General features: G+C 60.3%; 20 protein-coding genes and 1 pseudogene. 9 read left to right on the forward strand and 12 right to left on the reverse strand.

All coding sequences use genetic code 11. From position 1 onward, the window contains the following. Window positions 1-236 precede the first annotated feature (236 nt). Window positions 237-2,258: a transketolase gene (gene tkt, locus R0J92_RS06095; RefSeq protein WP_317386276.1), complete on the forward strand. Its 2,022-nt coding sequence runs from the start codon at window positions 237-239 to the stop codon at window positions 2,256-2,258. A gap of 122 nt (window positions 2,259-2,380) precedes the next feature. Here tkt and R0J92_RS06100 read toward each other — a convergent pair whose 3' ends face one another. Further along, on the reverse strand, window positions 2,381-3,331 hold the full coding sequence (locus R0J92_RS06100) for a DUF808 domain-containing protein (RefSeq protein ID WP_317386277.1): 951 nt from the start codon (window positions 3,329-3,331) through the stop codon (window positions 2,381-2,383). A 256-nt stretch (window positions 3,332-3,587) separates the two neighbouring features. Between R0J92_RS06100 and gap the strand changes: the two genes are divergently transcribed. Continuing rightward, window positions 3,588-4,589, forward strand: a complete 1,002-nt coding sequence (gene gap, locus R0J92_RS06105) for a type I glyceraldehyde-3-phosphate dehydrogenase (protein ID WP_106163565.1) — start codon at window positions 3,588-3,590, stop codon at window positions 4,587-4,589. Window positions 4,590-4,690: 101 nt separating this feature from the next. Further along, a complete protein-coding gene (locus R0J92_RS06110) occupies window positions 4,691-4,834 on the forward strand; it encodes a hypothetical protein (RefSeq protein WP_165798116.1) in 144 nt (47 codons plus the stop codon). A gap of 129 nt (window positions 4,835-4,963) precedes the next feature. Here the strand turns inward: R0J92_RS06110 and coaD are convergent, their stop codons facing one another. From coaD to R0J92_RS06125, 3 genes are all read right to left on the reverse strand, one after another. Continuing rightward, entirely contained in the window at window positions 4,964-5,458 is a 495-nt protein-coding gene (gene coaD, locus R0J92_RS06115; protein WP_106163564.1) for a pantetheine-phosphate adenylyltransferase, read from the reverse strand. A gap of 117 nt (window positions 5,459-5,575) precedes the next feature. Then, on the reverse strand, window positions 5,576-6,010 hold the full coding sequence (locus tag R0J92_RS06120; protein ID WP_106163729.1) for a CBS domain-containing protein: 435 nt from the start codon (window positions 6,008-6,010) through the stop codon (window positions 5,576-5,578). Window positions 6,011-6,064: 54 nt separating this feature from the next. Continuing rightward, window positions 6,065-6,961 carry a LysR family transcriptional regulator gene (locus R0J92_RS06125; RefSeq protein WP_106163563.1) on the reverse strand — a complete coding sequence of 299 codons (897 nt, stop codon included), beginning with the start codon at window positions 6,959-6,961 and terminating at the stop codon, window positions 6,065-6,067. A gap of 155 nt (window positions 6,962-7,116) precedes the next feature. Between R0J92_RS06125 and R0J92_RS06130 the strand changes: the two genes are divergently transcribed. Together R0J92_RS06130 and R0J92_RS06135 are read left to right on the forward strand one after the other, a co-directional pair. Next, on the forward strand, window positions 7,117-8,616 hold the full coding sequence (locus R0J92_RS06130) for a CoA-acylating methylmalonate-semialdehyde dehydrogenase (RefSeq protein WP_106163562.1): 1,500 nt from the start codon (window positions 7,117-7,119) through the stop codon (window positions 8,614-8,616). A gap of 229 nt (window positions 8,617-8,845) precedes the next feature. Continuing rightward, a complete protein-coding gene (locus R0J92_RS06135; protein WP_411051051.1) occupies window positions 8,846-9,463 on the forward strand; it encodes a L,D-transpeptidase in 618 nt (205 codons plus the stop codon). A gap of 88 nt (window positions 9,464-9,551) precedes the next feature. Here the strand turns inward: R0J92_RS06135 and R0J92_RS06140 are convergent, their stop codons facing one another. Then, window positions 9,552-11,402, reverse strand: a complete 1,851-nt coding sequence (locus tag R0J92_RS06140) for a glycosyltransferase (RefSeq protein ID WP_411051052.1) — start codon at window positions 11,400-11,402, stop codon at window positions 9,552-9,554. A 293-nt stretch (window positions 11,403-11,695) separates the two neighbouring features. Here R0J92_RS06140 and R0J92_RS06145 point away from each other — a divergent pair, with 293 nt between their 5' ends. The 3 genes from R0J92_RS06145 to mmsB are packed head-to-tail and all read left to right on the forward strand — an operon-like array spanning window position 11,696 to window position 14,785. Then, window positions 11,696-12,841, forward strand: coding sequence for an acyl-CoA dehydrogenase family protein (locus R0J92_RS06145; protein WP_411051053.1), 1,146 nt, complete (start codon window positions 11,696-11,698; stop codon window positions 12,839-12,841). Between the two features lie 26 nt (window positions 12,842-12,867). Continuing rightward, window positions 12,868-13,908, forward strand: coding sequence for an enoyl-CoA hydratase/isomerase family protein (locus tag R0J92_RS06150; RefSeq protein WP_411051054.1), 1,041 nt, complete (start codon window positions 12,868-12,870; stop codon window positions 13,906-13,908). Window positions 13,909-13,912: 4 nt separating this feature from the next. Further along, window positions 13,913-14,785, forward strand: coding sequence for a 3-hydroxyisobutyrate dehydrogenase (gene mmsB, locus R0J92_RS06155; RefSeq protein WP_317386282.1), 873 nt, complete (start codon window positions 13,913-13,915; stop codon window positions 14,783-14,785). On the opposite strand, the pseudogene R0J92_RS06160 reads toward mmsB, so the two are convergent. Then, window positions 14,782-15,696, reverse strand: a pseudogene (locus R0J92_RS06160) (helix-turn-helix domain-containing protein). The gene mmsB and the pseudogene R0J92_RS06160 sit on opposite strands and share 4 nt — an antisense overlap. On the opposite strand from R0J92_RS06160, the gene R0J92_RS06165 reads away from it, so the two are divergent. Next, a complete protein-coding gene (locus R0J92_RS06165) occupies window positions 15,673-16,122 on the forward strand; it encodes an excinuclease ABC subunit A (protein WP_411051055.1) in 450 nt (149 codons plus the stop codon). The pseudogene R0J92_RS06160 and the gene R0J92_RS06165 sit on opposite strands and share 24 nt — an antisense overlap. Window positions 16,123-16,204: 82 nt before the next feature. Here the strand turns inward: R0J92_RS06165 and uvrA are convergent, their stop codons facing one another. From uvrA to R0J92_RS06195, 6 genes are all read right to left on the reverse strand, one after another. After that, window positions 16,205-19,096 carry an excinuclease ABC subunit UvrA gene (gene uvrA / locus R0J92_RS06170; protein ID WP_411051056.1) on the reverse strand — a complete coding sequence of 964 codons (2,892 nt, stop codon included), beginning with the start codon at window positions 19,094-19,096 and terminating at the stop codon, window positions 16,205-16,207. A gap of 93 nt (window positions 19,097-19,189) precedes the next feature. Then, a complete protein-coding gene (locus R0J92_RS06175) occupies window positions 19,190-20,374 on the reverse strand; it encodes an MFS transporter (RefSeq protein ID WP_411051057.1) in 1,185 nt (394 codons plus the stop codon). 154 nt (window positions 20,375-20,528) lie between these two features. After that, window positions 20,529-21,923, reverse strand: a complete 1,395-nt coding sequence (lpdA, locus tag R0J92_RS06180; protein WP_106163554.1) for a dihydrolipoyl dehydrogenase — start codon at window positions 21,921-21,923, stop codon at window positions 20,529-20,531. Between the two features lie 189 nt (window positions 21,924-22,112). Further along, the gene (locus R0J92_RS06185; RefSeq protein ID WP_411051058.1) at window positions 22,113-22,799 is read right to left on the reverse strand and encodes a peptidoglycan peptidase; all 687 of its coding nucleotides are present in this window, start codon (window positions 22,797-22,799) and stop codon (window positions 22,113-22,115) included. A 165-nt stretch (window positions 22,800-22,964) separates the two neighbouring features. Next, a complete protein-coding gene (locus tag R0J92_RS06190) occupies window positions 22,965-23,543 on the reverse strand; it encodes a DUF924 family protein (protein ID WP_317386289.1) in 579 nt (192 codons plus the stop codon). A gap of 149 nt (window positions 23,544-23,692) precedes the next feature. Then, window positions 23,693-24,967 carry an MFS transporter gene (locus R0J92_RS06195; protein ID WP_106163551.1) on the reverse strand — a complete coding sequence of 425 codons (1,275 nt, stop codon included), beginning with the start codon at window positions 24,965-24,967 and terminating at the stop codon, window positions 23,693-23,695. Between the last annotated feature and the right edge of the window lie 187 nt (window positions 24,968-25,154).

Consider the following 25,154-nt stretch of genomic DNA (forward strand, 5'->3'; position numbering starts at 1 on the left):
ATGCTTCTTGTTGCAGTCATGGCCCCCGGCACTTGGACAGGGGTACGAATCAACGCAGAAACCATCAGCTGCCGTCAGCTTATCGCATGATGGGGTAAAACACCCCCCCATTGCTTTCAAGCACTTGCACGCGCGAGATCATGCGCCCCCCCGCAAAACAAGCCCTCAGCGCTTGATCTTTGGCCCTTAGCTGCTATCCAGCGACAAACCCTGCGAACCCAAAGAGGAACAGTTCAGTGGATCTGACAGCCCTGCGCTCTGAAAACCCCGATCATTGGAACAAAGCCGCCGCCATTCGCGCCCTGACGCTGGATGCGGTTGCGGGTGCGAACTCCGGTCACTCCGGCATGCCGATCGGCATGGCCGACGTTGCAACCGTGCTGTTTGAAAAGCACATGAAGTTTGACGTCTCCGCCCCCAAATGGGCCGACCGGGATCGGTTCATTCTGTCGGCGGGCCACGGTTCCATGCTGATCTATTCGCTGCTCTATCTCATGGGCGATGCACAGGTCACGCTGGATCAGATCAAGAACTTCCGCCAGTCCGGCGCGCTGACTGCAGGCCACCCGGAAAACTTCCTGCTGGACGCCGTTGAGGTCACCACTGGCCCGCTGGGTCAGGGGATTTCCAACGCCGTCGGCTTTGCCATGGCCGAGGAAATGCTGCGCGCGCAATACGGCAAGAAGGTTGTGGATCACCACACCTATGTCATCGCCGGCGACGGCTGCCTGATGGAAGGCATCAGCCAGGAGGCCCTGGGCCTTGCCGGGCGTCATCAGCTGGGCAAGCTGGTGGTGTTCTGGGACAACAACAACATCACCATCGACGGTCAGCTGGACCTGTCGGACCGCACCAACCAGGTGCAGCGTTTCAAGGCCTCCGGCTGGCATGTGCAGGAAATCGACGGCCATGATCCGGTGCAGATCGACGCCGCGATCGAAGCCGCCAAGAAGACCAAGAAACCGTCGATGATTGCCTGCAAGACCCATATTGCTCTGGGTCACGCGGCACAGGACACCTCCAAGGGTCACGGCGCGCTGACCGATGCGGATCAGCTCAAAGCTGCCAAGGACGCCTATGGCTGGACCGGTGGCGCGTATCAGGTGCCTGCCGAGATCAAATCCCAGTGGGAAGAGATCGGCAAACGCGGCGCAGACGCGCGTGCGGAATGGGAAGGTCGCTTTGCGGAGCTGTCGCAGCAGAAGCAGGATCGGTTCAACCGTATCTTTGCGCTGGAGGCCCCCAAGAAGCTCTCCGCCACCATCAAGGCACTGAAAAAACAGGTCTCTGAATCGCAGCCCAAGGTCGCGACCCGCAAGGCATCTGAGATGGCGCTGGAAGTGATCAACCCGATCATGCCTGAAACCATTGGTGGCTCGGCGGATCTTACCGGATCCAACAACACCAAGACCGGCGATCTGGGTATGTTCGACACCGACAACCGCAAGGGTCGTTATGTCTATTGGGGTATCCGCGAGCACGGCATGGCCGCGGCGATGAACGGCATGGCGCTGCACGGTGGTATTCGCCCCTATGGCGGCACCTTCTTCTGCTTCACCGATTATGCCCGCCCGGCGATGCGTCTGGCTGCACTGTCGAAGATCCCCACCGTGTTTGTCATGACCCATGACTCCATCGGTGTGGGCGAAGATGGCCCGACCCACCAGCCGGTCGAGCATCTGGCGATCTGCCGCGCCACCCCGAACACCTACACGTTCCGTCCGGCGGATGCGGTGGAGACGGCGGAAGCCTGGGAAATCGCGCTTACCTCGAAAGAGACACCGTCGGTGATCGCCCTGACCCGTCAGGGCCTGCCCACCGTGCGCACCGAACACAAGCTGTCGAACCTCACCGAGAAAGGTGCTTATGTGCTGGCCGAGGCCGAGAGCAAGCGTCAGGTGATCCTGATGGCCTCCGGGTCCGAGGTGTCCACTGCGATGGCAGCCAAGGATCTTCTTGAAGCCAAAGGCATCGGCACCCGCGTTGTGTCCGTTCCTTGTATGGAGCTGTTCCACGCGCAGGACGAGAGCTACCGTCGCAAGGTTCTGCCTGCAGGCCCGGTGCGTGTGGCGATCGAGGCTGCCGTGCGGGATGGCGGCTGGGATCGCCTGCTGCTGGGCGAACGTGGCCAAGAGAAGAAAGCGGGCTTTGTCGGCATGGAGGGCTTTGGCGCCTCCGCTCCGGCGGGCGAGCTGTTCGAGAAATTCGGCATCACTGCCGAGGGCACCGTTGCCAAGGTCCAAGAGCTCTTGGGCTAAATCACGCGGGATTGGGGGCGCTGCCCCCGACCCTTCCGGGTCTCCCCCGAGGTATTTTTGAAAAGATGAAGGGCGCCCGAATTTCGAGGCGCCCTTTCTTTCGTCTTGCGGCGTGATCGTGTTCAGTGGGCGGCTTTGGCCCCAAACAGCGGCGCGATGACCTTGGTCGCCAGAGGGATCAGCAAGAGGCCGATCACAAACCCGAGGATGCCATCGATCACCGCCTTGACCAGCCACTCTACCAGACCGTCGCCCTGCGCGACGCCTTTGGCGAAGGCGTAGATGGTTTCCTCTGGCCAGTGCCAGCCCATCTGATGGGCCGAATGGACGATGATGGAGCCCCCGACCCAGAGCATGGCGATGGTGCCGACGACCGACAGCAGCTTCAGGAACCACGGCATGAAGGCGACGATACCGCGCCCAAGCGAGCGGGTGACGCCGGTGCGACCGACCTCGGTCAGCCACAGGCCGACGTCATCCATCTTCACGATGATCGCGACGACACCATAGACCACGATGGTGATCATGATGCCCACCACCGCAAGGGTCGCGGCCTGAATCCACAGCACGTCGCTCTCGATTGTGGCCAGCGAAATGGTCATGATTTCTGCCGAGAGAATGAAATCGGTCTTGATCGCACCCTTGACCTTCTGCTCCTCCAGATGGGTCGGATCGCCAACGTCGTGGCTGCCATCCGGCCCGCCGGAGTGAGCATCATGGGGCATCAGCACATGCGCGATCTTCTCTGCCCCCTCAAAGCACAGATAACAGCCTCCGAGGATCAGCAATGGCGGCACCAGCCAGGGCGCAAACTGCGACATCAGCAATGCGATCGGCAGCAAGAACACCAGCTTGTTGATGAAAGAGCCGCGCGCGATGCGCCAGATCATTGGCAATTCCCGCGCGGGCTGGAAGCCGGTCACGTATTTCGGCGTCACGGCAGCATCGTCGATAACGATGCCAGCCGCCTTGGAGCCCGCCTTCATCGATTGCGTCGCCACATCATCCACCGAGGCGGCGGCAACTTTGGCGATCGCCGCTACATCGTCCAACAAGGCCAGAAGACCGCTCATGTGCCACCTCTTTGAGTGCATGCTATTTCCTGACAGAACACCTAGCGCGCCGAAGGGTTCCCGTTCAAGCGTGCCGCTTTGCAGCATTTTCCCCGCAAGCCGGCCCCAACAGTTACCGCCAACGGCCAAAACCTGTTAACGCAACCATCAACGTTTTGCGCTAACAGTCTGTGTTTACTGTAGTTTTCGCTTTTTTCGGAGGTTAATGACGTCTATAGGCTGCCCCTAAGACAGGCTTTTTGTGGAGACGACAGAGATGACCATCAAAGTTGGAATCAACGGTTTTGGGCGCATTGGCCGCTGCACATTGGCGCATATCGCGGGCAGTTTCCGCAATGATATCGAAGTCATCAAGGTCAACGCGACCGGCCCGATCGAGACTGCGGCGCATCTCATCAAATATGACAGCGTGCATGGCCGTTTCCCCGGCCAGGTCGATTTCAGCGAGGGACGCCTGAACCTCGGCCGCGGCGACATGCAGGTGTTCTCCACCTACGACATGGACACGCTGGACTGGGAAGGCTGCGATGTCGTGCTGGAATGCACCGGCAAGTTCAACGATGGGCTGAAGGCGAAGAAGCACCTGGAGCGCGGCGCGGGCAAGGTGTTGCTCTCTGCGCCGGGTACGAATGTTGATCGCACGGTGGTTTACGGCGTCAATGACGAGGACCTGCTGACCAGCGACAAAATGGTCTCCAACGGCTCCTGTACCACCAACTGCCTGGCGCCGCTGGCAAAAGTTCTGGACGAGGCCTTTGGCATCGAACATGGCATCATGACCACGATCCATGCCTATACCGGCGATCAGCCGACGCTGGACCGTCGCCACGACGATCTCTACCGCGCCCGCGCCGCAGCGATGTCGATGATCCCGACCTCCACCGGTGCGGCCAAGGCGCTGGGTGAAGTGCTGCCGAATCTCAAGGGCCGCCTTGACGGTTCCGCAATCCGGGTGCCGACGCCGAATGTCTCGGCCGTGGACCTTACCTTCCGCGCTGGCCGCGAGGTAAGCGTTGCCGAGGTGAACGCCGCCATGGAAGAAGCCTCCAAAGGCCCGATGTCGCGCGTTCTGGGCTATGAGCCGGCACCGCTGGTCTCCACCGACTTCAACCACACCGAAGAAAGCTCCATCTTCGCGCCGGATCAGACCCGTGTGGTCGACGGTCGCATGGTGCGGGTGCTTGCGTGGTACGACAACGAATGGGGCTTCTCGGTGCGTATGGCCGACGTGGCCACCGCGATGGGCCGGTTGAACTAAGGGCCATAGAACTGCCCGGTTAACCACCGCCCCTCTTTGGGTTGAGATTTTGCGCCCGGTCAGGCATATCTGACCGGGCGTTTTTATGCGAGCATCCCTCGATGACCAATACCATTGCCCTCGCTCTCGGCCTGTGCCTGTTGTCTGCACTCGCCATTGATGTTGCCCTTTTCGGAACGGAACACCTGTTGTTCCTGGGCAAGAAGCTGTTCTTGCTGATCGAGTGGATGGCCTTTTGGCGTTGACCTGAGGAGCTGTGGCGGTCCCGGACATGCAAACACCCGACGCGGGCTGTCCGGTCGGGTGTCATTTCAGTCAGATGTGCGGGCGCGGATCGGGGCGATCTTCACCCAGACCGGATCACAGCGGACGCATCAGCTGCCCAGCCGTTTTCGCAGATTGTCATTGACCAGCGGTGTCACGAATTTGCTGACGTCACCGCCCAGCCGCGCGATTTCCTTCACCAGCTTGCTTGCGATCGCCTGGTGGCGGGCTTCGGCCATGAGGAACACGGTTTCGATGCTGTCATCCAGAGACCGGTTCATGCCGACCATCTGATATTCATATTCGAAATCCGCAACCGCACGCAGTCCGCGAACGATGACCTGAGCGCCGACGTCGCGGGCGCAATCGATCAGCAGGTTCTCGAACGGATGCGCCACGATCTCTGTGCCGGTCTGCTCTGTCAGCTTGGCGCATTCCGCCTCGATCATCGCCACCCGCTCATCGAGGTCGAACAGCGGACCCTTGTCACGATTGATGGCGACGCCAATGACCAGACGATCCACCAGCATGGCCGCCCGGCGAATGATGTCCACATGCCCGAGCGTGATCGGGTCAAAAGTTCCGGGATACAAGCCGATGCGCATGGGCCCCTCCTGCTTGCGTAAAATTTGAGCGCACGCAACCATGTTGCGTCGCGCATTGCAAGTACGTGGTAATACTTAATCTTCCTCACGTCGCGGCGCACCCGGTCGCACCGGTGGTCAATGGCCCATGATCATGCCTTCGAGGGCGGATTTCTCCATTGCCACTTCGGTCAACTGCGCCTTCACCACATCACCGAGGGAAATGATGCCGATCAACACACCGTTTTCGACCACCGGCATGTGGCGGAACCGCCCCTCGGTCATCTTCGCCAGCGCATCTTCGGCATTGCTGTCCTGCACGCAGGTGACAACCTCTCGGGTCATGTAGTCTTCAACCTTGTGCTGAAGGCATACAGAGCCTGACTTGGCCAGCTGTCGCACAATATCCCGCTCTGACAGGATGCCCAGTGGTGTTGTCTGGTCCGACGAGACCACCACCGTACCGATGCCATGCTTTGACAGGAGCTGCGCGGCAGCCTCGATCGTCGCCTCAGGCCCGATCGTGACGACCTCGGCAATCTCCTTGGATTTCATAATCGACTTTACGAGCATTTTGCGCACCCAGAAATAAAACTTCACTCCCTCAAGGTTTGCCGCAAGATACGATCAAGTCAAGCCTTCGAGCCGCTCGACCTCAACGCGAACCCCCTTTGACAGTGCCTCCGCAAATCGGTTCAGCCGTTCGCTGCGCTGATCCCCCTGATGGCGCACCAGATAGAAACTGCGCGTCAGGCTGAACTCATCTTTCAGCACCTTGCGCAAGGCGCGATGTGCGGGCAGCGCAAAATCATGCACCACACCAACTGCACTTCCTTCGGCGAGCATCTTGATCTGCACTGAGACCGAATTGGACGCGAGCGACACCCGCTCGACCCCGAGGTCGGTGAGATAGTCCAGCTCGCGGTCAAAGATCATGTCAGGGATGTAGCCAATCATGCGATGGTGCCGCAGGTGGTCGAGTTTCTCGATCGGTTCATTGTCTCGCAAGTAGTAGCGTGAGGCCGCAAGATGCAGGCGATAGTCGGTCACCTTCTGCACCAACAGCTTTCCAGCCGTGGGGGCGCTGACCGTCACGGCCATATCCGCTTCACGGCGGGACAGGTTGATCACCCGCGGCAGCGCCACGATCTGGATGTCCAGATCCGGATTGTCCTTAGAGATTGCCGCACAGACCTGCGGCAGGATGTAGTTGGCGCAACCATCCGGCGCGCCGATGCGGATCTGCCCGGACAGCGTATCGCTTGGGCCGGTCAGCGCCTCTTCCCCGGCGCGCATGGCCAGTTCTGCGCTCTCGGCATGACCCAGCAGGCGATCCCCTGCCGCGCTCAGTGCATAGCCCTGCGGTGATTTCACAAACAGCGACGTCTTCAGCGCGGTTTCAAACCGGGCCACCCGTCGCCCGACCGTGGCGGGGTCCATTTTCAACACGCGCCCTGCCCCAGAGAGCGAGCTCTCCCGTGCCACAGCCAGGAACACTTTCATGTCGTCCCATTGGGGTTCCATCTGACGGGATCCTCCAGTCGTTTTTGCATTCTGCCAAGGTAAACCTACCTTAACCATTTGCGTTAATGCAAAACCTATTTGAAGCCTTTCCCCTTTTACCTTCGTTTTTGCAATCCTAGGATACGCGGGACTCGAAATTCAGAGGAGGACTGCACATGCAGGAACTGACCCACTACGTGAACGGCGAGAAAGTCGCCGGGACCTCCGGCCGCTTTGCCGATGTTCTGAACCCTGCCACTGGCGAAGTGCAGGCGCAGGTGCCGCTCGCAACCAAAGCCGAGATGGATGCCGTGATCGCCAAAGCCGCTGAGGCACAGGTCGGCTGGGCCGCCACCAACCCGCAGAAACGCGCCCGCGTGATGATGAAGTTCGGCCAACTCATCAACGAGCATATGGACACGCTGGCAGAGCTGGTCGCCCGTGAGCACGGCAAGACCCTGCCCGACGCACGCGGTGACGTGCAGCGTGGCCTTGAGGTGGTTGAAGTCTGCATGGGCGCGCCCAACATGCTGAAGGGTGAATTCACCGACAGCGGCGGACCGGGCATTGACCTCTACTCCATGCGCCAGCCTCTGGGCGTCGTTGCGGGCATCACGCCGTTCAACTTCCCCGCGATGATCCCGCTGTGGAAAATGGCGCCGGCGCTGTCCTGCGGCAATGCGATGATCCTGAAGCCCTCCGAACGCGTCCCCTCCACATCGCTCTACCTGGCGGAGCTGCTGAAAGAAGCCGGCCTGCCCGATGGCGTGCTGCAGGTTGTGAATGGCGACAAGGAAGCCGTGGACGCGATCCTCGACAACGAGACCATTCAGGCGGTGGGCTTTGTCGGCTCCACCCCGATCGCCCAGTATATCTATGGCCGCGCCGCGACCAACGGCAAGCGTGCGCAGTGCTTTGGCGGTGCCAAGAACCACATGCTGATCATGCCCGATGCGGACCTCGACAAGGCGGCTGACGCCCTGGTGGGTGCCGGGTTCGGCGCCGCTGGCGAACGCTGCATGGCGATCTCCGTTGCGGTTCCCGTCGGCAAGGAAACCGCCGATGGCCTGATCGAACGCCTGCTGCCGCGTATCGAAAAACTGAAAGTCGGCCCCTATACCGCTGGCGAAGATGTCGATTACGGCCCCGTCATCACGGCCCAAGCCAAGGCCCGTATCGAAGGTCTGATCGACAGCGGCGTCGAGCAGGGTGCCAAGCTGGTGACCGATGGTCGCGGACTGACCCTGCAGGGGTATGAGAACGGCTATTTCGTCGGCCCGACCCTGTTCGATGATGTCACATCCGAGATGGACATCTACCAAGAAGAGATTTTTGGTCCGGTTCTGACAACTGTCCGCATGGACAACTACGAGGATGCGCTGAACCTCGTGAAGGACAATGCCTACGGCAACGGCACCGCGATCTACACCGCAGATGGTGACACCGCGCGTGACTTTGCCAACCGCGTCAATGTGGGCATGGTCGGCATCAACTTCCCGATCCCGGTGCCGCTCAGCTACCACACCTTCGGCGGCTGGAAGAAATCGGCCTTTGGCGACCTGAACCAGTACGGCCCCGATGCCTTCCGGTTCTATACCCGCACCAAGACCGTTACCGCGCGCTGGTTCTCCGGCATCAAAGAAGGTGGCGAGTTCAACTTCAAAGCGATGGACTGATCCCCAGTTCGGGCTTCAGCTCAGTTAGGGTTTCAGCTCAGGCCGTCCGACATTGTCGGGCGGCCTATTTGTGTTCCACGCATCGGCAAGTTCATGCCACCTGAGCCGCGCTCCGTCGGCTCACGCAAATGTCACCCTGCGTTGGGTCGACGGCCACTGGCCTTGCTGTGCGCGCGCTCATATGGTCCCGCGAAGAGATCGAGCAATTAAAACCAATGAGGATGGGCCAATGTCCGACTTCACCAAATCCCGTTTTAACCTGTCCCGTCGCGCGTTGATGAGCGGCGCGGCAGCAACATTGGCAACACCAGGATTGCTGCGTGCGCAATCCGGTGATGCCTTCCCGGCCTCGGAGCCTGCAATTCGTGAAAAGATCCCGGTGCAGCGCAACGTGTCCTCCTTCCAGCAACAGCGCTGGCAAGATCACTTTGAAACACTGGGTGTGGGCTGCCTGCTGGCCGATATCGAGAGTCGCGCCCTGCATTACTGGGGCGGCGATGGTGAGAGCTATTTCCTGTTCCCCTCTTCTGTCCCGATGAGCGAAGAGCTGACACGCCGCGGCTATTCCAAGATCGTGCGCAAGCGGGAGGAGCCAAGCTGGACGCCGACCGCCAATATGCGCGAGCGCGATCCCACGCTGCCCCGGCGGATCGAAGGCGGCGTGCCCGGCAATCCGCTCGGCACCCGCGCCATGTATCTCGACTGGCCCGCCTATCTGGTCCACGGCACCCATGACACCCGCAAGATTGGCCGGCAGAGTTCGTCCGGCTGTATCGGCCTCTACAATCAGCATGTGGAAAAACTCTATCCGATGGTGAAAATCGGCACCCAGGTTCGCCTGCTCTAAGCCGATATTTCGCCGCGCAAGAACAGAGCAGCCGCGCCCGGGTTTCGGACGCGGCTGTTTGCGTTCATCGGCTCTGATCTCATGAGGGTCAGGCGGCGGAAATCCCCATGGTCTTGGGCCGGTTGCCGTCGATGTAGTTTTGAAAGGCCTTTTCGAGCAGCCGTTCGAAATCCCGTGTATAGCCCTTGGTATCAAACAGCGGCGCATCGCTGTGGGATGCCGCCAGACGCGCGCGGATGTCGGCCAGATAGTCCGGATCCTGCGCCACGCGCAGCGCCACATCGTGGTATTTTTTCTCTGTCGTGGTGACCAGATCCTCCAGCCCGGCGGCCGTCAGGATACTGCCTGCCACACGGGCGGCAAATTGCTCGCCGGTCTTTGTGACCACCGGCAGCCCGGCCCAAAGCGCATCGCTGGCCGTGGTATGGGCGTTGACATTGAACGTATCCAGAAACAGATCGGCATGTTTTAGTCGGGCCAGATGAACATCCGGCTTGACGCGCCGGGCGGGAATGATCCGGTGTCCGTCAACGCCACGCCGTTCGGCCTCTCTGCGCAGCGGTTCCGTGATCTCGCCTTTTCCGCAATAGAACCACAGGACGCTATCCGGCACCTCTTTCATGAGCTTCATCCAGATATCAAACTCGCGCGGGGTGACCTTGTAGGGGCTATTGAAGGAGGAAAACACAAAGCCATCTTCCGGCAGACCGTGACTCGCGCGCGTATCATCGACCTGGGCGATATAGCGCTCGTCGTCATTGGGCTGATAACAATGCGGCATATACAGGATGTTTTCAGTGTAGTGCTTGCGCAGGGTCGATGGAATGGTGATGCGGTCAGCCACCATGTAGTCCATCGACTTCAATCCCGTTGTGCCAGGATAGCCAAGATAGGACACTTGGACCGGTGCAACGCGACTGTTGAACATGTCAAGGCGACCACCTTCGGTAAAGCCCTTGAGATCCACTGCAATATCCAGCTCGTCCCGGGTTGCTTGCTCCACCAGTTCGTCTGTGGCCATGTGGCGGACATCTCGGAACATATCAGCACTCTTGCGCGCGCGTTCATGTGCAAGATCACACAGTTTGGACCCGTAGTCATATAGATAGAGCTCGAACCGACTGCGGTCATGGGTTTCCAACAGCCCCAGCATCAGCTGCATGGTCGCATGATTGTAAAAATCATTGGAGAAGTATCCGATACGGATCTTTTGCCCCTCCGCTCGCTGACCGGTGAATATCGGCGCCTTGACCGGATTAGTATGCTTGGCCCGTACCATGGAAATCGAGCGCTGCTTCTGGAAATCACCGTCATCGCACAACGACAGGAATGCAAAGGGATCAGATAGGATGCCGACCTTGTTAAACTGCTTGAGATAGGTCGGGATCTTGTCAAAATCGTCCCAGCGCAGGTGGTGGGCCTTGAGGTGCATCATCCGTGCCAGCGCGATATAATTCTTGGGATCGAACTTCACCGCGATCTCGAAATAATCGATCGCCTCCTCGAACTTTTGCATTCGCATCAAGAGCGTACCCACCAAAGCGTAATGGCCGCTCTCCTTCGGCTCCAGTTTCACTGCCCTCAGGATACTTGCCAAAGCGTCGAGCAGACGGGCGGAATCCTTCATCAGCAGTTCGCAAAGAAGCGCATGCGCAGTCGCGTTATCCGGCTCCAACGAGATGGCCTGCCGCAACACTGCTTCCCCGCTCTTGACCTCATGCTTCATCATATCCGCTCGCGCCTTTTTCAGGAGCTTCTGAACGGTTTCTTTTGTCTGTTCGCCCTTGGCCTGATTGGCACGTAACCCGTGTTTCATCTCATAGGCAAATTTCGCACGTTCCTGCGACGTGACGGATGAGGCGAATTTCTCGAACTCTGGAAACTGCGGCTTTGTATCCCGCATCACGGCGAGCTTGCTGGTTTGATTGGGCTGCGACACGAGGACCACGCTCCTTCTCAGACTACTGATTTGCACTTGCCCCTGACGGAAACACTAGTGCCTTTGGACCAAAGTAGTGACGGCGAGGTCTTAAAATTTCCCTCAAATCCGACGCGAATTCGTGGAAAAATTATGACGGCTCCCCCTCACATGATGCAGTTCTCGGCACCAGTGCAGGACCATCTTGCAGTTCCGCATGTTGAAGTGTGGCCCTGAGACGCGTAATAAATAAACAGTTGTTCAATTCTTGTGGCCCGCTCCGCGGCCGCTCATGATACGGGGGAGGAGAGCCCATGGACTTCGCAATGACAGAAGAGCAGACGGCCATTTTCGATATGGCGTATGGCTTCGGGCAGGAACACATCGCGCCATTTGCCCGACAGTGGGAAGCAGAGGGCACCATCCCCAAAGATCTGTGGCCCAAAGTCGGCGAGCTGGGGTTTGGATCCCTTTACGTCAGCGAAGACTCGGGCGGCTCTGGCCTGTCGCGCCTTGATGCAACTCTGGTGTTTGAGGCGCTGTCGATGGCCTGCCCCTCCGTGGCGGCGTTTCTGTCGATCCACAACATGTGCGCCAAGATGCTTGATATGTTCGCCAGCGATGAACTCAAAGCCCGCGTGATGCCCGATGTCATGAGCCTCAACACTGTCCTGAGCTACTGCCTGACAGAGCCGGGCTCCGGTTCCGATGCCGCCTCACTCAAGACCCGCGCCACGCGCGATGATGAGGGCTATGTCCTCAACGGCACCAAGGCGTTCATCTCCGGCGGCGGCTACTCCGACGCTTATGTCTGCATGGTGCGCACCGGCGAAGATGGCCCCAAGGGGATCTCCACCGTCTATGTCGAGGATGGCACACCGGGTCTGTCCTTTGGCGGCCTTGAAGACAAGATGGGCTGGAAGAGCCAGCCGACCGCGCAGGTGCAGTTTGACGACTGTCGCGTGCCTGCCGGCAACCTCGTGGGGGAAGAGGGTCACGGGTTCAAATATGCCATGAAGGGTCTCGATGGTGGGCGTTTGAACATCGCGGCCTGCTCGCTGGGGGCGGCGCAAACCGGCCTGACCAACACGCTGAAATATATGGCAGAGCGCAAGGCCTTCGGCACATCCATCGACCAATTCCAAGGGCTGCAGTTCCGCCTTGCGGATATGGAAATCGAATTGCAGGCCGCCCGCACCTTCCTGCGCCAGGCGGCATGGAAGCTCGATCAGGGCGAACCTGATGCCTCCAAGTTCTGCGCCATGGCGAAGAAATTCGTCACCGAAACCGGGTCGAACGTTGTGGATCAGTGCCTGCAATTGCACGGTGGCTACGGCTATCTCGCGGATTACGGCATCGAAAAACTGGTGCGGGACCTGCGCGTGCACCAAATCCTTGAAGGCACAAATGAAATCATGCGCGTGATTGTTGCCCGCCATATGCTGGCGGAAAACCACTAATCACGCCCAACAGGAGGCCGCACGCCATGAGCGACATCCACATCCGTATCGAAGGCCGCGCGGGCCGGATCACCCTGACCCGCGAAAAGGCCCTGAACGCACTGTCTTATGACATGTGCCTTGCGATTGACGCCGCGCTCAAGGACTGGGCCAAGAACGACAACGTAGCGCTGGTGGTGTTTGACGCCGCCGGAGACAAGGCCTTCTGCGCGGGCGGCGATATTGCCGAACTCTATGAGACCGGCACCAAGGGCGACTTTACCTATGGTCGCACCTTCTGGCGCGATGAATACCGCATGAACGCCCGCATCTTCGAGTATCCAAAACCGGTGGTGAGCTTCCTTCAGGGGTTCACCATGGGCGGCGGCGTAGGCATCGGCTGTCACGGCACCCACCGCGTCGTTGGCAACAGCTCCCAGCTCTCGATGCCGGAATGTGGCATCGGCCTCGTGCCCGACGTGGGCGGCTCACTGCTGTTGTCATTGGCACCGGGGCGACTGGGCGAATATCTAGGCACCACCGGCCATCGGATGACTGCGGGCGATGCTGTCTATGCGGGATTTGCCGACCTCTACATCCCCGAGGATCACTGGCCCGCACTGATCGCGACGCTCGCTGAAACCGGCGATGTCGCCGCCCTTGAGGCCGCCGCACAGCAAGCGCCAGAAAGCGCGCTAAAGGCGATGCAGGCCGACATTGACGCCACATTCGCAGGTGAGACCTCGGCCGACATCCTGACCGCGCTCAAGTCACGCGATGATGAGTTTGCCGCAGGTTGCCTCAAGGCGCTCTCGCGCGGCTCGCCGCTGTCGTTCGCCACCACAGTGGAGATGATCCACCGTCTGCGCGCAACCACCACGACCATGCGCAGCGCCTTGGATCTGGAGTATCGTTTCACCTGTCGTGCGATGGAGAAAGGCGACCTCCTGGAAGGGGTGCGGGCGCTGATCATCGACAAGGATAAATCGCCCAAGTGGCAATACGCTGACGGCCCTGTGCCTGCCGTCGCGGTGAGCCAGATGCTCCAGCCGCTCGGGCGAGACGCGCTGAGTTTTGAGGAGGACTGAACACATGAAAATCGGATTTATCGGACTTGGCAACATGGGCGGCCCGATGGCGGCGAACCTTGCCAAGGCAGGCCATGACGTGACGGGTTTTGATATGGCGGATGTCGCCATCGAAGGCGTCACCATGGCCAAGAGTGCCGCCGAGGCCGCAACGGGCGCAGATGTGGTCATCACCATGCTGCCCAATGGCGACATCCTGCGTCATGTGGCCTCCGAGATCGTCCCCGCCATGAGCGCGGGCGCGGCCTTCGTCGACTGCTCCACCGTGGATGTGGACAGCGCGCGCGCCGTGGCCGATCAGGCAGCGGCGGCCGGTCTTCTGTCTGTCGATGCCCCCGTCTCCGGCGGCATTGGTGGCGCGGCGGGCGGCACCTTGACCTTCATGGCGGGCGGCTCGACCGAGGCCTTTGCCAAGGCTGCGCCACTGTTTGACATCATGGGTCAAAAGGCCGTGCATTGCGGCGAGGCCGGTGCCGGTCAGGCTGCAAAGATCTGTAACAACATGATCCTCGGCGTCACCATGATTGCCACCTGCGAGGCCTTTGCACTGGCCGACAAACTTGGCCTTGACCGGCAGAAAATGTTCGATGTGGTCTCGACTTCCTCGGGCTACAGCTGGTCGATGAACGCCTATTGCCCGGCCCCCGGTGTGGGTCCGCAATCGCCTGCGGACAATGGCTACCAGCCGGGCTTTGCCGCCGATCTGATGCTGAAGGATCTGCGTCTGTCACAACAAGCTGCAGGCAGCGCTGATGCTGATACCCCGATGGGTCAGCTGGCCGAAGCGCTCTATACCCAGTTCGTCGACAATGAGGACGGCAAGGGCAAGGATTTCTCCGCCATGCTGCCCCGGCTTGAGAAACGCGGCCGCGGCTAAGACGCCCCCAACTGGATGAGTGCCACCCGCGTGGCCTCATCCGCCGGAAACATGCACTCGATCCGCAGCTCCGACAGGGCGATATCCTCGACCGTACCAAACTGTGACATCGCCGAGAAGAACGACAGCACCTGACCTGCGATCCGATACCGGGTCGGGATCATCGGCGGTGTCGGCGCCCCATCCGTCGCCTGCGCACCACGGTTTCTCAGACATTGCATATGGCGTTCGATCACATCGTCCCGCCCGAAGTGCGACAGTTCACTGCGCAACCGCTGCAGGATCAACCGTTCCACCTCTGCAAGGTTGACGATATTGCTGCGCAGGCTGTCATTGTGCAGCAGCGCCTCAAGCAGACTGTCCTCGACGCCCAATCCGACCGGCCCCATCAGCCGCTACAGCGGCGCATTCAGCGCCAGCACCCGCCAGTGCCGATCCAGCGCCATCGCCGGATAGGGGGCATGACGCTCCAGCATCCAATCGACCGCCTCCCGCACCGGCGCCAGGTCGGCCTCCGTCAGACGGCGCGCGCCATAGGCGGGCGCAAACCCGGCGGCTGACAGCAAGCCATTGATCTCCACCTGTGGCAGCCTCAACTCCGTGCTCAGGCGCAATACCATGTCGCGGCTGGGCTGCGCCCGCCCGGTTTCGAGGAATGAGACATGTCGGGCCGAAACCTCTGCCGCGAGAGCGAGATCGAGCTGGCTCATCCGACGCAGCTGCCGCCATTCCCTCAACCGATCGCTGAAATCACCCATATCAGCCCTGCCCTTCATTCCCGGCCACGTGGCCTTGGGCACGGCCATACACTTACCTGCGACGTAATTGAAGCAGCGCCCCTGCCCGTTCATGTTCCACACGAACCTCAAAATGAGAGAAAGAACGCCATGAGACATGATCTTGCAACGCATGTGCTGCGTATCGCCGCGATCGGAACCGCGATATTCGGCCTTGCCCTGATGCTGGCGCCGCACACGCCGATCAAACCTGCCGCGCTTGCTTTTGTCGACATCGCGTTCCTACCCTTTGACGGCGCGCAGGACGTCGATCACGAGGTGACCCAACTTATGCTGGCGATATCAGGCGGTGTGCTGATCGGCCTTGCTGTGGCGGTCTGGCAAGTCACCACGCTGATATTCCCACGAGATCCAGCGCTGGCCCGCCGCATCCTGCTGCCAACCTTACTGGCGTGGTATGTGCCGGACAGCCTGGGTTCTGTCCTGTCCGGCGCTCCGTTTAATGTGGTGATGAACACCGGCTTCCTTGCCTTGTTCCTGATCCCGCTGCTGCTGGCGAGCACCGCACCAACCGGTAACCACCAGATCCGCACCGAATAGGTCTTTGGTCACGTCCGCGGACACGTGCAGCGCAGCAGGCACCACCGGACGAGGGGTGCAAGATCCCCTCGCCCCGGCTTCATTACTCCGCTGCAACCTTCTTGCGCGCCTTGGCGGCAAGCATTGGCTTCAGGTAATATCCGGTGTGGCTGCGCGGCTCTTCCGCCACCTTTTCCGGCGTGCCGGTGGCGACGATCTCACCACCACCATCGCCGCCCTCGGGACCGATATCAATCAGCCAGTCAGCGGTTTTGATCACATCGAGGTTGTGCTCAATCACCACCACGGAATTGCCCTGTTTGACAAGTTCATGCAGCACTTCCAACAGCTTGCGCACATCCTCGAAATGAAGACCCGTGGTCGGCTCGTCGAGGATATAAAGCGTCCGCCCCGTGGAGCGTTTCGCCAGTTCCTTTGACAGTTTCACCCGCTGCGCCTCACCGCCCGAGAGCGTCGTGGCCTGCTGGCCGACCTTGATATAGCCAAGCCCCACCCGCATCAGCGCGTCCATCTTGTCGCGGATCGTCGGCACGGCAGCAAAGAATTCCTGCGCGTCTTCCACAGTCATATCAAGCACATCGGCAATGCTCTTGCCCTTGAACTTGATCTCAAGCGTCTCGCGGTTGTAGCGCGCGCCCTGACAGGTCTCGCAGGTGACATAGACGTCGGGCAAGAAGTGCATCTCGACCTTCAGAACCCCGTCACCCTGACAGGCCTCGCAGCGCCCGCCCTTGACGTTGAAAGAAAACCGCCCCGGTTTATACCCGCGCGTCTTGGCCTCCGGCAAACCAGCAAACCAGTCGCGGATCGGGGTAAAGGCGCCGGTATAGGTCGCGGGGTTTGATCGCGGCGTACGCCCGATGGGGCGCTGGTCGATGTCGATCACCTTGTCCAGATGCTCCAGCCCCTTGATCGTCTCGCAGGGTGCAGGCGTCTGGCGCGCGCCGTTGAGGCGCATGGAGGCGGTCTTGAACAGCGTCTCAATGGTCAGGGTGGACTTGCCGCCGCCCGACACGCCGGTAACGCAGACAAATTTCCCAAGCGGGAATTCGGCGGTGACGTTTTTCAGGTTGTTGCCGGTGGCCTTCACCACCTTGATCTTCTTCTTGTTGCCCTTGCGCCGTGTGGCAGGCACCTCAATCTCGCGCGTTCCGGCCAGATACTGCCCGGTCACCGAGCCTGCATCGCCCTCGACCGCGGCGGGCGTGCCGTGGCTGACGACCTGCCCGCCATGCACACCGGCGCCCGGGCCAATGTCAAAGACGTAATCGGCCTGACGGATCATATCCTCGTCATGTTCCACCACGATCACCGTATTGCCCTGATCGCGCAGGTTCTTGAGCGTGGTGATCAGCCGGTCATTGTCGCGCTGGTGCAGACCAATGGACGGTTCATCCAGCACATAAAGCACCCCCGTCAGACCGGAGCCGATCTGGCTCGCGAGACGGATACGCTGGCTTTCCCCGCCCGAGAGCGTGCCTGCGTTGCGGCTGAGGGTCAGATACTCCAACCCCACATTGTTGAGGAACCCGAGACGCTCGCGGATTTCCTTGACGATGGCGCGGGCGATCTCTTGCTTTTGCGCGGTGAGGTGGTTGGGCACATCCTCGATCCAGGCCAGCGCCTCGCGGATGGATTTCTCCACCACCTGCCCCACGTGCAGACGATCCTCTGCCGCGCCTCCTGCAGGGCCGATCTTCACCGCCAGCGCCTCTTCGCGCAGACGATAGCCACCACAATGGCCGCAATCACGGTTGTTCTGATACCGCTCGAACTCCTCGCGCACCCAGTTGGAATCCGTCTCGCGGTAGCGGCGTTCCATATTGGGGATCACGCCCTCAAAAACGCGGGTCACATTGTAGACGCGGCCGCCTTCGTCATAGCGAAAGGCGATTTCCTCGTCGCCGGAGCCATGCAGGAACACCTGTTTCACATGCGCGGGCAGATCCTTCCACGGCGTGTTCTTGTCGAACTCATAGTGGTTGGCGATCGCCTCGATGGTTTGCAGAAAATAGGGCGATTTGCCCTTGCGCCAGGGCGCTAGCGCACCGTCATAGATCTTCAACCCCTGATCCGGCACCACCAGGCGCTCGTCAAAAAACAGCTCCACACCAAGACCGTCGCAATGCGGGCAGGCCCCAAAGGGCGCGTTGAAGGAAAACAGCCGCGGCTCGATCTCCGGAATGGTGAAGCCACTGACCGGGCAGGCAAAATTCTCAGAGAACGTGATCCGCTCCGGGTCGCCCTCACGCGGGGCGGTCTCCAGAATGGCAATCCCATCAGCCAGATCCAGTGCGGTGCGCAGAGAGTCCGCCAGCCGGGTCTCCAGCCCTTCCTTCACCACCAGACGGTCGACAACCACGTCGATGTCGTGACGGTATTTCTTGTCCAATGTCGGTGGCGTGTCGAGGTCATGGAACTCGCCGTCCACCTTCACCCGCTGAAAGCCCTGTTTCCGGAGTTCGAGCATTTCCTTGCGATACTCGCCCTTGCGGTCGCGCACGATGGGCGCCAGCAGATAGCCGCGGGTGCCCTCCTCCAGCGTCATGATCCGGTCGACCATATCCTGCACCTGCTGCGCCTCGATGGGCTGGCCGGTGGCAGGGCTGTAGGGCGTGCCAGCGCGGGCAAACAACAGACGCAGATAGTCGTAAATCTCCGTTACCGTGCCGACGGTGGAGCGCGGGTTCTTCGACGTGGTCTTTTGCTCGATGGAGATCGCCGGGCTCAGGCCCGAGATATGATCCACATCCGGCTTTTCCATCATATCGAGAAACTGGCGCGCATAGGCGCTGAGGGATTCAACGTAACGCCGCTGCCCCTCGGCATAGATGGTATCAAAGGCAAGGCTCGACTTGCCCGAGCCAGACAGGCCCGTAATCACCACCAGCTCATCACGCGGAATGTCCACGTCGATGTTCTTGAGATTGTGCTCGCGCGCGCCGCGCACCTCGATATTCTTCAACTCAGCCATATCGCCCCCAAACTTTGCATTACACATAGGTGAGCAGTCGCGAGTCTCCAAGAGAAAATGCGGAACAGACAGGGAACGGCGTCAGATGTGCTGTCAGAAACTGTCAGCGGCCCAGCGGCGGCGCTGAGAAGCGAGGCCTTGATGTACTACCGCGCCACACAAAAGCAGCAGTGCCACCGTCAGCATCAATGCGCCATAGCCCCCAAATGCGATCACCGCGACAAACAGCGGCGTACCGATGGCATTGCCCAGATTGCCGGCCTGCGCCATGGCGCCATTGGCCTCTGATTGCGCGGCAGCGATATCATTGAGCTGCGGCACCGCGGCAAAGCTTGCGCCCTGCACCAGCCCGAACCCCGCCGCCAGCGCCATACAGGCCAGCCAATGCCCCGGCATGGCCCAAAGCCACAGCATCGACGCCACACCAATCAGGAAGCCCATCTGCACCACCGTCACACCGGGCATCTGCCGCAGCAGCAGTGCGCCGAGTGTCATCGACACCGCAATGGACACCAGCGGCATCGCCCCCATCACATGTGGGCGGATGCTCTCGTCGAGAAAAGGCGGCAGCACCGTCAGCACCGCCACAAAACAGCAGGTGTAGAACAGCCACCCCGCCGCCGGTGCAAGTTTGTAGGGAGACCGGTAGATGCTCAGATGCAGGGCGGGCAAGGCGGCGAGGTCCGGATAGCGCGTGCGGGCAGGCACCGGCACATCTCGCAGCGCCACATGCAGGATCACCGCAAGCACAGCCATGATCGCCGCATGCACGCCAAACAGCGCCAGCACGCCATAAGCATCAACCAGCGGCAGCCCGGCCCAGCTCAGGATCGCAAAGGCCACACCAAAAAAGGTGCTCCAGATCGTCAGCGCCAATCCGCGCGCCGGGCCGCTTGCCAGGAGCGCCATCAAGGTCGGCGCGGCCACAACCACGCCGAGATGCGAGATTCCCTCTACCACCCGCGTTAGCAGGAACAGGCCGAAGGGCAGATGCAGCGCCTGCAGGGCCGACATCACCGCGCCAAGCGCCAGCGCGCAGACCAGCGTGCGCCGATACCCAAAGGCCGAGACAAACAGCCCCGCCACCACGCCAAAGACGATCCCCAGCACTCCGACCAGCGACACGGTCCAGCCCATCGCCGCGCCAACACCGGGATAGAGCGCGGGCAGCCGGTCAAAGATCACCGCGATCTTGCCGTATTGCGCCGCAGCCCCCAGACCCGCCGCCCAGATCAGCAGCACCATGACCCAGTTTGTCCCACGATCCTGCTGCTGCATCCCGTCGCCCTCGCCCGCTGAAAATCAGCCGCCACCCTATGCCTGCGCTCTTCGGGACGCCAGATGACATGGCACCTATTTTGTACCCACACAAACCGCATAAAAAAGGCCGGGCGAAACACCCGGCCTTTGAAAACGTCCCAAGATGCGCAGATCAGAGGTGGATTACCCGGTCAAAGGCATCCAGCACACTTTCATGCATCATCTCCGATAGGGTCGGATGCGGGAAGACGGTATTCATCAGGTCCTCTTCGGTGGTCTCCAGCTGGCGACCAACCACATAGCCCTGGATTAGCTCGGTGACTTCCGCGCCGACCATATGCGCGCCCAACAGCTCGCCGGTTTTCTCGTCAAAGATGGTCTTGATCAGACCCTCCGGCTCGCCCAAGGCAATGGCTTTGCCGTTGCCGATGAAGGGAAAGCGGCCGACCTTGATCTTGTAGCCCAGTTCCTTGGCCTTGGCTTCTGTGTAGCCGACCGAGGCCACCTGCGGCTGGCAATAGGTGCAGCCCGCGATGCTTTCTGGTTTCACCGGATGGGCATGTTTGCCAGCGATCAGTTCGGCCACCATCACGCCCTCATGGCTCGCCTTATGCGCAAGCCAAGGCGCGCCGGCGATGTCACCAATGGCATAGACGCCGTCGATGCCGGTGCGGCAGTATTCATCGGTGATGACATGGGTGCGGTCGATCTTGACGCCCAGCTCTTCGAGGCCGAGGCCTTCGGTGTTGCCGACGATGCCGACGGCGGAAATCACCGTGTCAAACTCGTGCTTCTCGACCTTGCCGCCCACTTCGATATGGGCGGTGACCTTGCCGGAGGCGCGATCAAGCTTCTTGACCATCGCCTTTTGCATGATCTTCATGCCTTGTTTCTCGAACGCCTTCTTGGCGAATTTCGAGATTTCCTCGTCCTCCACCGGCAAGACGCGATCCATCACCTCAACCACGGTCGTGTCCGCGCCGAGCGTGTTGTAGAAGCTGGCAAATTCAATGCCGATCGCGCCGGAACCGATCACCAGCAATTTCTTCGGCATCCGCTTCGGGTCGAGCGCATGTTTATAGGTCCAGACCAGATCGCCATCGGCCTCAAGTCCCGGCAGTTCCCGCGCCCGCGCACCGGTGGCGACGATGATATTCTTGCCCGTCAGTTCCTCGGTGCCCTTGTCGGTCTTGACGGACACCTTGCCCTTGGCAGGGATTGTCGCCGCGCCCATAACCACGTCGATCTTGTGCTTCTTCAGCAGACCTTTGACGCCAGCCGACAGTTGCTTGGCCACACCGCGCGAGCGTTTTACCACCGCGCCGAGGTCATAGCCGATGTTTTCAGCCTTGAGGCCGAAGTCCTTCGCGCGCTCCATCAGGTGGAACACTTCCGACGAGCGCAACAGCGCCTTGGTCGGGATGCAGCCCCAGTTCAGACAGATGCCTCCAAGGTGCTCGCGCTCGACAACGCAGGTCTTCAGACCGAGCTGCGCGGCCCGGATTGCGGCGACATAGCCACCGGGGCCTGCGCCGATTACGATCACGTCATAAGATGCTGCGGCCATTGTGTTCCCTCATGAACAAAGATCCAAAACTAGTTTACCGTTAAACTAGTTTCCTCGATGCCGCAACTGTCGAAGCAGAGCAGATACCAGTCCGGCCTCAGACTGCGGCGTCACACCATGCGACCCTAACAAGCAACACTGCGGGTTCAACCAAAAATCCGACTTCGCGCCGCCAAGCGATGAGCCCGCCTATTCAGGAAAAACCTGCGTCAGCGCATCCGAGCGGAGCAGCGCATCCACCGTGACGATCTCTCGCGCTGCAACCAAAGACCCGCATTGCGCGCTTGCACAGTCCTGCGACGCATGCGCGGCTGTCAGCACCCTGTCACCCAGTTCAGTGCCAGCAGCAGAAAGACTGGCGAGCGTGACAGGCTCTGCCAGCCTTACCCCGGCTGACATCGCTGCCTCGTAAATCAGTTCTGCGCTGTAATAGGCGTCATTGCCGAGCTGAAACTGATCATCAAAGGGCGCACCAAACGCCACATTCAGCGCATACCGGGCCAGCGGTCCCTGTAATTGCTGGCCATCCTCAAGCGTGCTGGACAGGCTTTCAATGCGATAGACCGCATAGTCCTCTGGTGTCAGCTCTTCGACAAAGCGGTAAAGCATGACCTCTGTCACGCCCTCCGTCTCGTCGACATAGACCACCCGCGGCCCGCCACTGGAGGCACGCAATATCCCGACCTTCGCCCATGGTGCATCCGAGGCATGTTTGAGCACATCATCCGCGTCATTCAGGCCATTTCGAAAAATCAGATCGCCCGGCCGCCAGTCCCATTCTGCCTCCGCCATGAGCCTTGCCCAATCTGGCTCATCCGACATCGCCGCTGAGGCCAGAGCCACGGCTCCTGCGACAATCATCCCGTGCAATTTCATTGCTCGTCCACCTCTCATCTCTGGCAGAGAATTGCACAGGCTTGCAGATTTCGGACAATCTATTCGCTGCTCTCTCACGGCATGGCAGCTTCTCGCCCATGCAAACGCAAAAGCCCCGCCAGATGGATCTGGCGGGGCTTTATAATGCTTCGGGATCAATCAGGTTCAGGCGATGGCCTGCAACTCCCGCACAGTGGAGCCGTAGCCACCGGCACTGACGTAATCCAGTTCCGGCGCGGTGCTGTGGCGGCTCAGCGCCTCGTTGCGATAGGGAAAACGGCCAAACAGACGGATCACCTCACGATGCGCGCGCGCATGCAGCAGGTTCTGCGCGCCGGTCTTATCGAGCCGTTCATGGATCAGGCGCACGCAGCGTTCCTGATCGCACAGGCTCTCGGAATGCATCATCGGCAGATAGAAGAACTGCCGTGCAGGCTCGTCGATCTTCAGGTCCCATTTGCGGTCCACGGCTGCCTTGGCCGCAGACAGCGCCGCCTGATCCGACGCAAAGGCACGCCCCTGACCGCGGAACATATTGCGCGGAAACTGATCCATCAGGATGATATAGGCCAGTACACCGCTGGGATAGGTCAGCCAGAGCGAGTAGCTGCCCTCGCAAGCCTGTTTCCACGTGTCCTCGAACCGTGCGCGGATCTCTGCGTCCAGCGCATCGTCTTGCCGATACCAGCCTTGCTCGCCGACGTGATCGAGCCAAAATTCCAGTATCTGTTCAGGGCCTGCCATTGGTCTTTCTCCACCGGCTATAAAATTAACGTAACACTTCCAAGATGAGCCTGATTCAGGGGGCGAGCACAAGTGACGTTAGGTTACAAAAACGGCCACCTCAGTCACTTTTGTGATGAGATGACCGTTTCCTGTGCGTGATTGCGCTATCAGTTTGGAGAAGCGGCGTTTTCTTGCTCTTCCAACTCTGTCTCGATGGCATATTCCTGTGCCAGTTCCACCGCGACCGACGTGGAGGACGGGCTCATGGCAGGCATGACACCGGTCTCATCCACGGGAATGGTTGCACGCTGCGTGGCGCGATATCCGGCGTAGACCACCAGAATGCCCAGCAGGACCGCCATGAACAGGAAGAACCCATTGGGGCCAGCGACGGAGTCCGACATCAGCCAACCGATGATGACCGGACCGCCACAAGCACCAAGCCCGTTGATAAAGATCAACCCGCCGGACGCCGAGGCCATGTCGTCATGATCCAGAAAGTCGTTGGTATGCGCCAGCAGCAAGGAATAGAGCGGATTGATCAGCCCACCTATGACAAAGGCCGAGACCAGCAGCAGCACGAACGAGCCCCCAAGGAGCATCGCCAGCACCGACGTCACACTCGCCGTTCCGGCGACAAACATGATCAGCAGACGCCGATCCATCCGATCCGAAAGAAAGCCCAGCGGGAACTGCATGAACAAGGCGCCGACATAGAAGCTTGCAGCAAACAGCGAGACCTGATGCAGCTTCATCCCGGCTTCGGTCGCGTACACCGCCGACATACCAAACTGCGCCGAGAACACGCCGCCAATCAGGAACATGCCGACACAGCCCAGAGGTGACGCCTTCATCAGCTCCTTCAGGGTCATCCGCTTTGCGGTGTCAAAGGCCGGCGTCGGTGAAATCGACAGCAGAATGGGCGCAAAGGAGATCGAAACCGCAATGGAGGCGATCACGAAGGGCAAATAGCCCGCCGGGTCACCGATCAGGATGAACCCCTGTGCGGCCACCAGCCCCAGCGTCATCACGATCATGTAGAGCGACAGCGCCTTGCCGCGGTTTTCATTGTCGGCGGCATTGTTGAGCCAGCTTTCCGCCGTGACATACACACCCGAGAAGCAGAAACCAACGATCAGACGGCCCAGCATCCAAACGACCGGGTTCGGCACGGCCGGATAGATCACCATCACCGCCGAGATCAGCGAGGCCAGTGCCGCAAAGACCCGCACATGGCCCACGCGTCGGATCATGCCCGGCGACACCCAGGAGCCCAGCAGCAGTCCGACAAAATAGGTGGACATGACCAGCGACATGGTCAGCGTGGAGTAGCCTTCGATCCCCCCGCGCACACCCAAGAGCGTGCCCTGAAGACCGTTGCCCAGCATCAGTAGCCCGACCCCCATTAGAAGCGCCCAGGCACTCGACAGAACTTGCAACATGTCGTTTCGTCTCCTTCAATCTTTGTCAGGAGCCCGCCGGTTTAGACCGAACGAGGAGAGTTTCATGAACCCCTGGCGCGCGGCCGGTTTGGGGCAGTGTGTAGATGCAAAAAACGCCGTGGGCGCTCGCAAGGGTCAAGGTATCGTCTGTTTCTCGGCGCAATAGCCCGGCGTTTCCGACTCGGAC

It is taken from the genome of Tritonibacter sp. SIMBA_163 (genome assembly GCF_046535935.1).
GTDB lineage: Bacteria > Pseudomonadota > Alphaproteobacteria > Rhodobacterales > Rhodobacteraceae > Epibacterium > Epibacterium scottomollicae.

Coding starts and splice junctions, on each gene's coding strand:
- uvrA (WP_411051056.1), bottom strand. CDS start 19,096: ATGGCTGAGTTGAAGAATATCGAGGTGCGCGGCGCGCGCGAGCACAAT.
- coaD (WP_106163564.1), bottom strand. CDS start 5,458: ATGCGCATCGGCTTGTATCCCGGAACTTTTGACCCGATCACGCTCGGG.
- R0J92_RS06175 (WP_411051057.1), bottom strand. CDS start 20,374: ATGCAGCAGCAGGATCGTGGGACAAACTGGGTCATGGTGCTGCTGATC.
- R0J92_RS06120 (WP_106163729.1), bottom strand. CDS start 6,010: ATGCTCGTAAAGTCGATTATGAAATCCAAGGAGATTGCCGAGGTCGTC.
- R0J92_RS06185 (WP_411051058.1), bottom strand. CDS start 22,799: ATGAAATTGCACGGGATGATTGTCGCAGGAGCCGTGGCTCTGGCCTCA.
- R0J92_RS06135 (WP_411051051.1), top strand. CDS start 8,846: ATGTCCGACTTCACCAAATCCCGTTTTAACCTGTCCCGTCGCGCGTTG.
- mmsB (WP_317386282.1), top strand. CDS start 13,913: ATGAAAATCGGATTTATCGGACTTGGCAACATGGGCGGCCCGATGGCG.
- R0J92_RS06110 (WP_165798116.1), top strand. CDS start 4,691: ATGACCAATACCATTGCCCTCGCTCTCGGCCTGTGCCTGTTGTCTGCA.
- R0J92_RS06100 (WP_317386277.1), bottom strand. CDS start 3,331: ATGAGCGGTCTTCTGGCCTTGTTGGACGATGTAGCGGCGATCGCCAAA.
- R0J92_RS06145 (WP_411051053.1), top strand. CDS start 11,696: ATGGACTTCGCAATGACAGAAGAGCAGACGGCCATTTTCGATATGGCG.
- R0J92_RS06130 (WP_106163562.1), top strand. CDS start 7,117: ATGCAGGAACTGACCCACTACGTGAACGGCGAGAAAGTCGCCGGGACC.
- R0J92_RS06190 (WP_317386289.1), bottom strand. CDS start 23,543: ATGGCAGGCCCTGAACAGATACTGGAATTTTGGCTCGATCACGTCGGC.
- R0J92_RS06150 (WP_411051054.1), top strand. CDS start 12,868: ATGAGCGACATCCACATCCGTATCGAAGGCCGCGCGGGCCGGATCACC.
- R0J92_RS06165 (WP_411051055.1), top strand. CDS start 15,673: ATGAGACATGATCTTGCAACGCATGTGCTGCGTATCGCCGCGATCGGA.
- gap (WP_106163565.1), top strand. CDS start 3,588: ATGACCATCAAAGTTGGAATCAACGGTTTTGGGCGCATTGGCCGCTGC.
- R0J92_RS06125 (WP_106163563.1), bottom strand. CDS start 6,961: ATGGAACCCCAATGGGACGACATGAAAGTGTTCCTGGCTGTGGCACGG.
- R0J92_RS06195 (WP_106163551.1), bottom strand. CDS start 24,967: ATGTTGCAAGTTCTGTCGAGTGCCTGGGCGCTTCTAATGGGGGTCGGG.
- lpdA (WP_106163554.1), bottom strand. CDS start 21,923: ATGGCCGCAGCATCTTATGACGTGATCGTAATCGGCGCAGGCCCCGGT.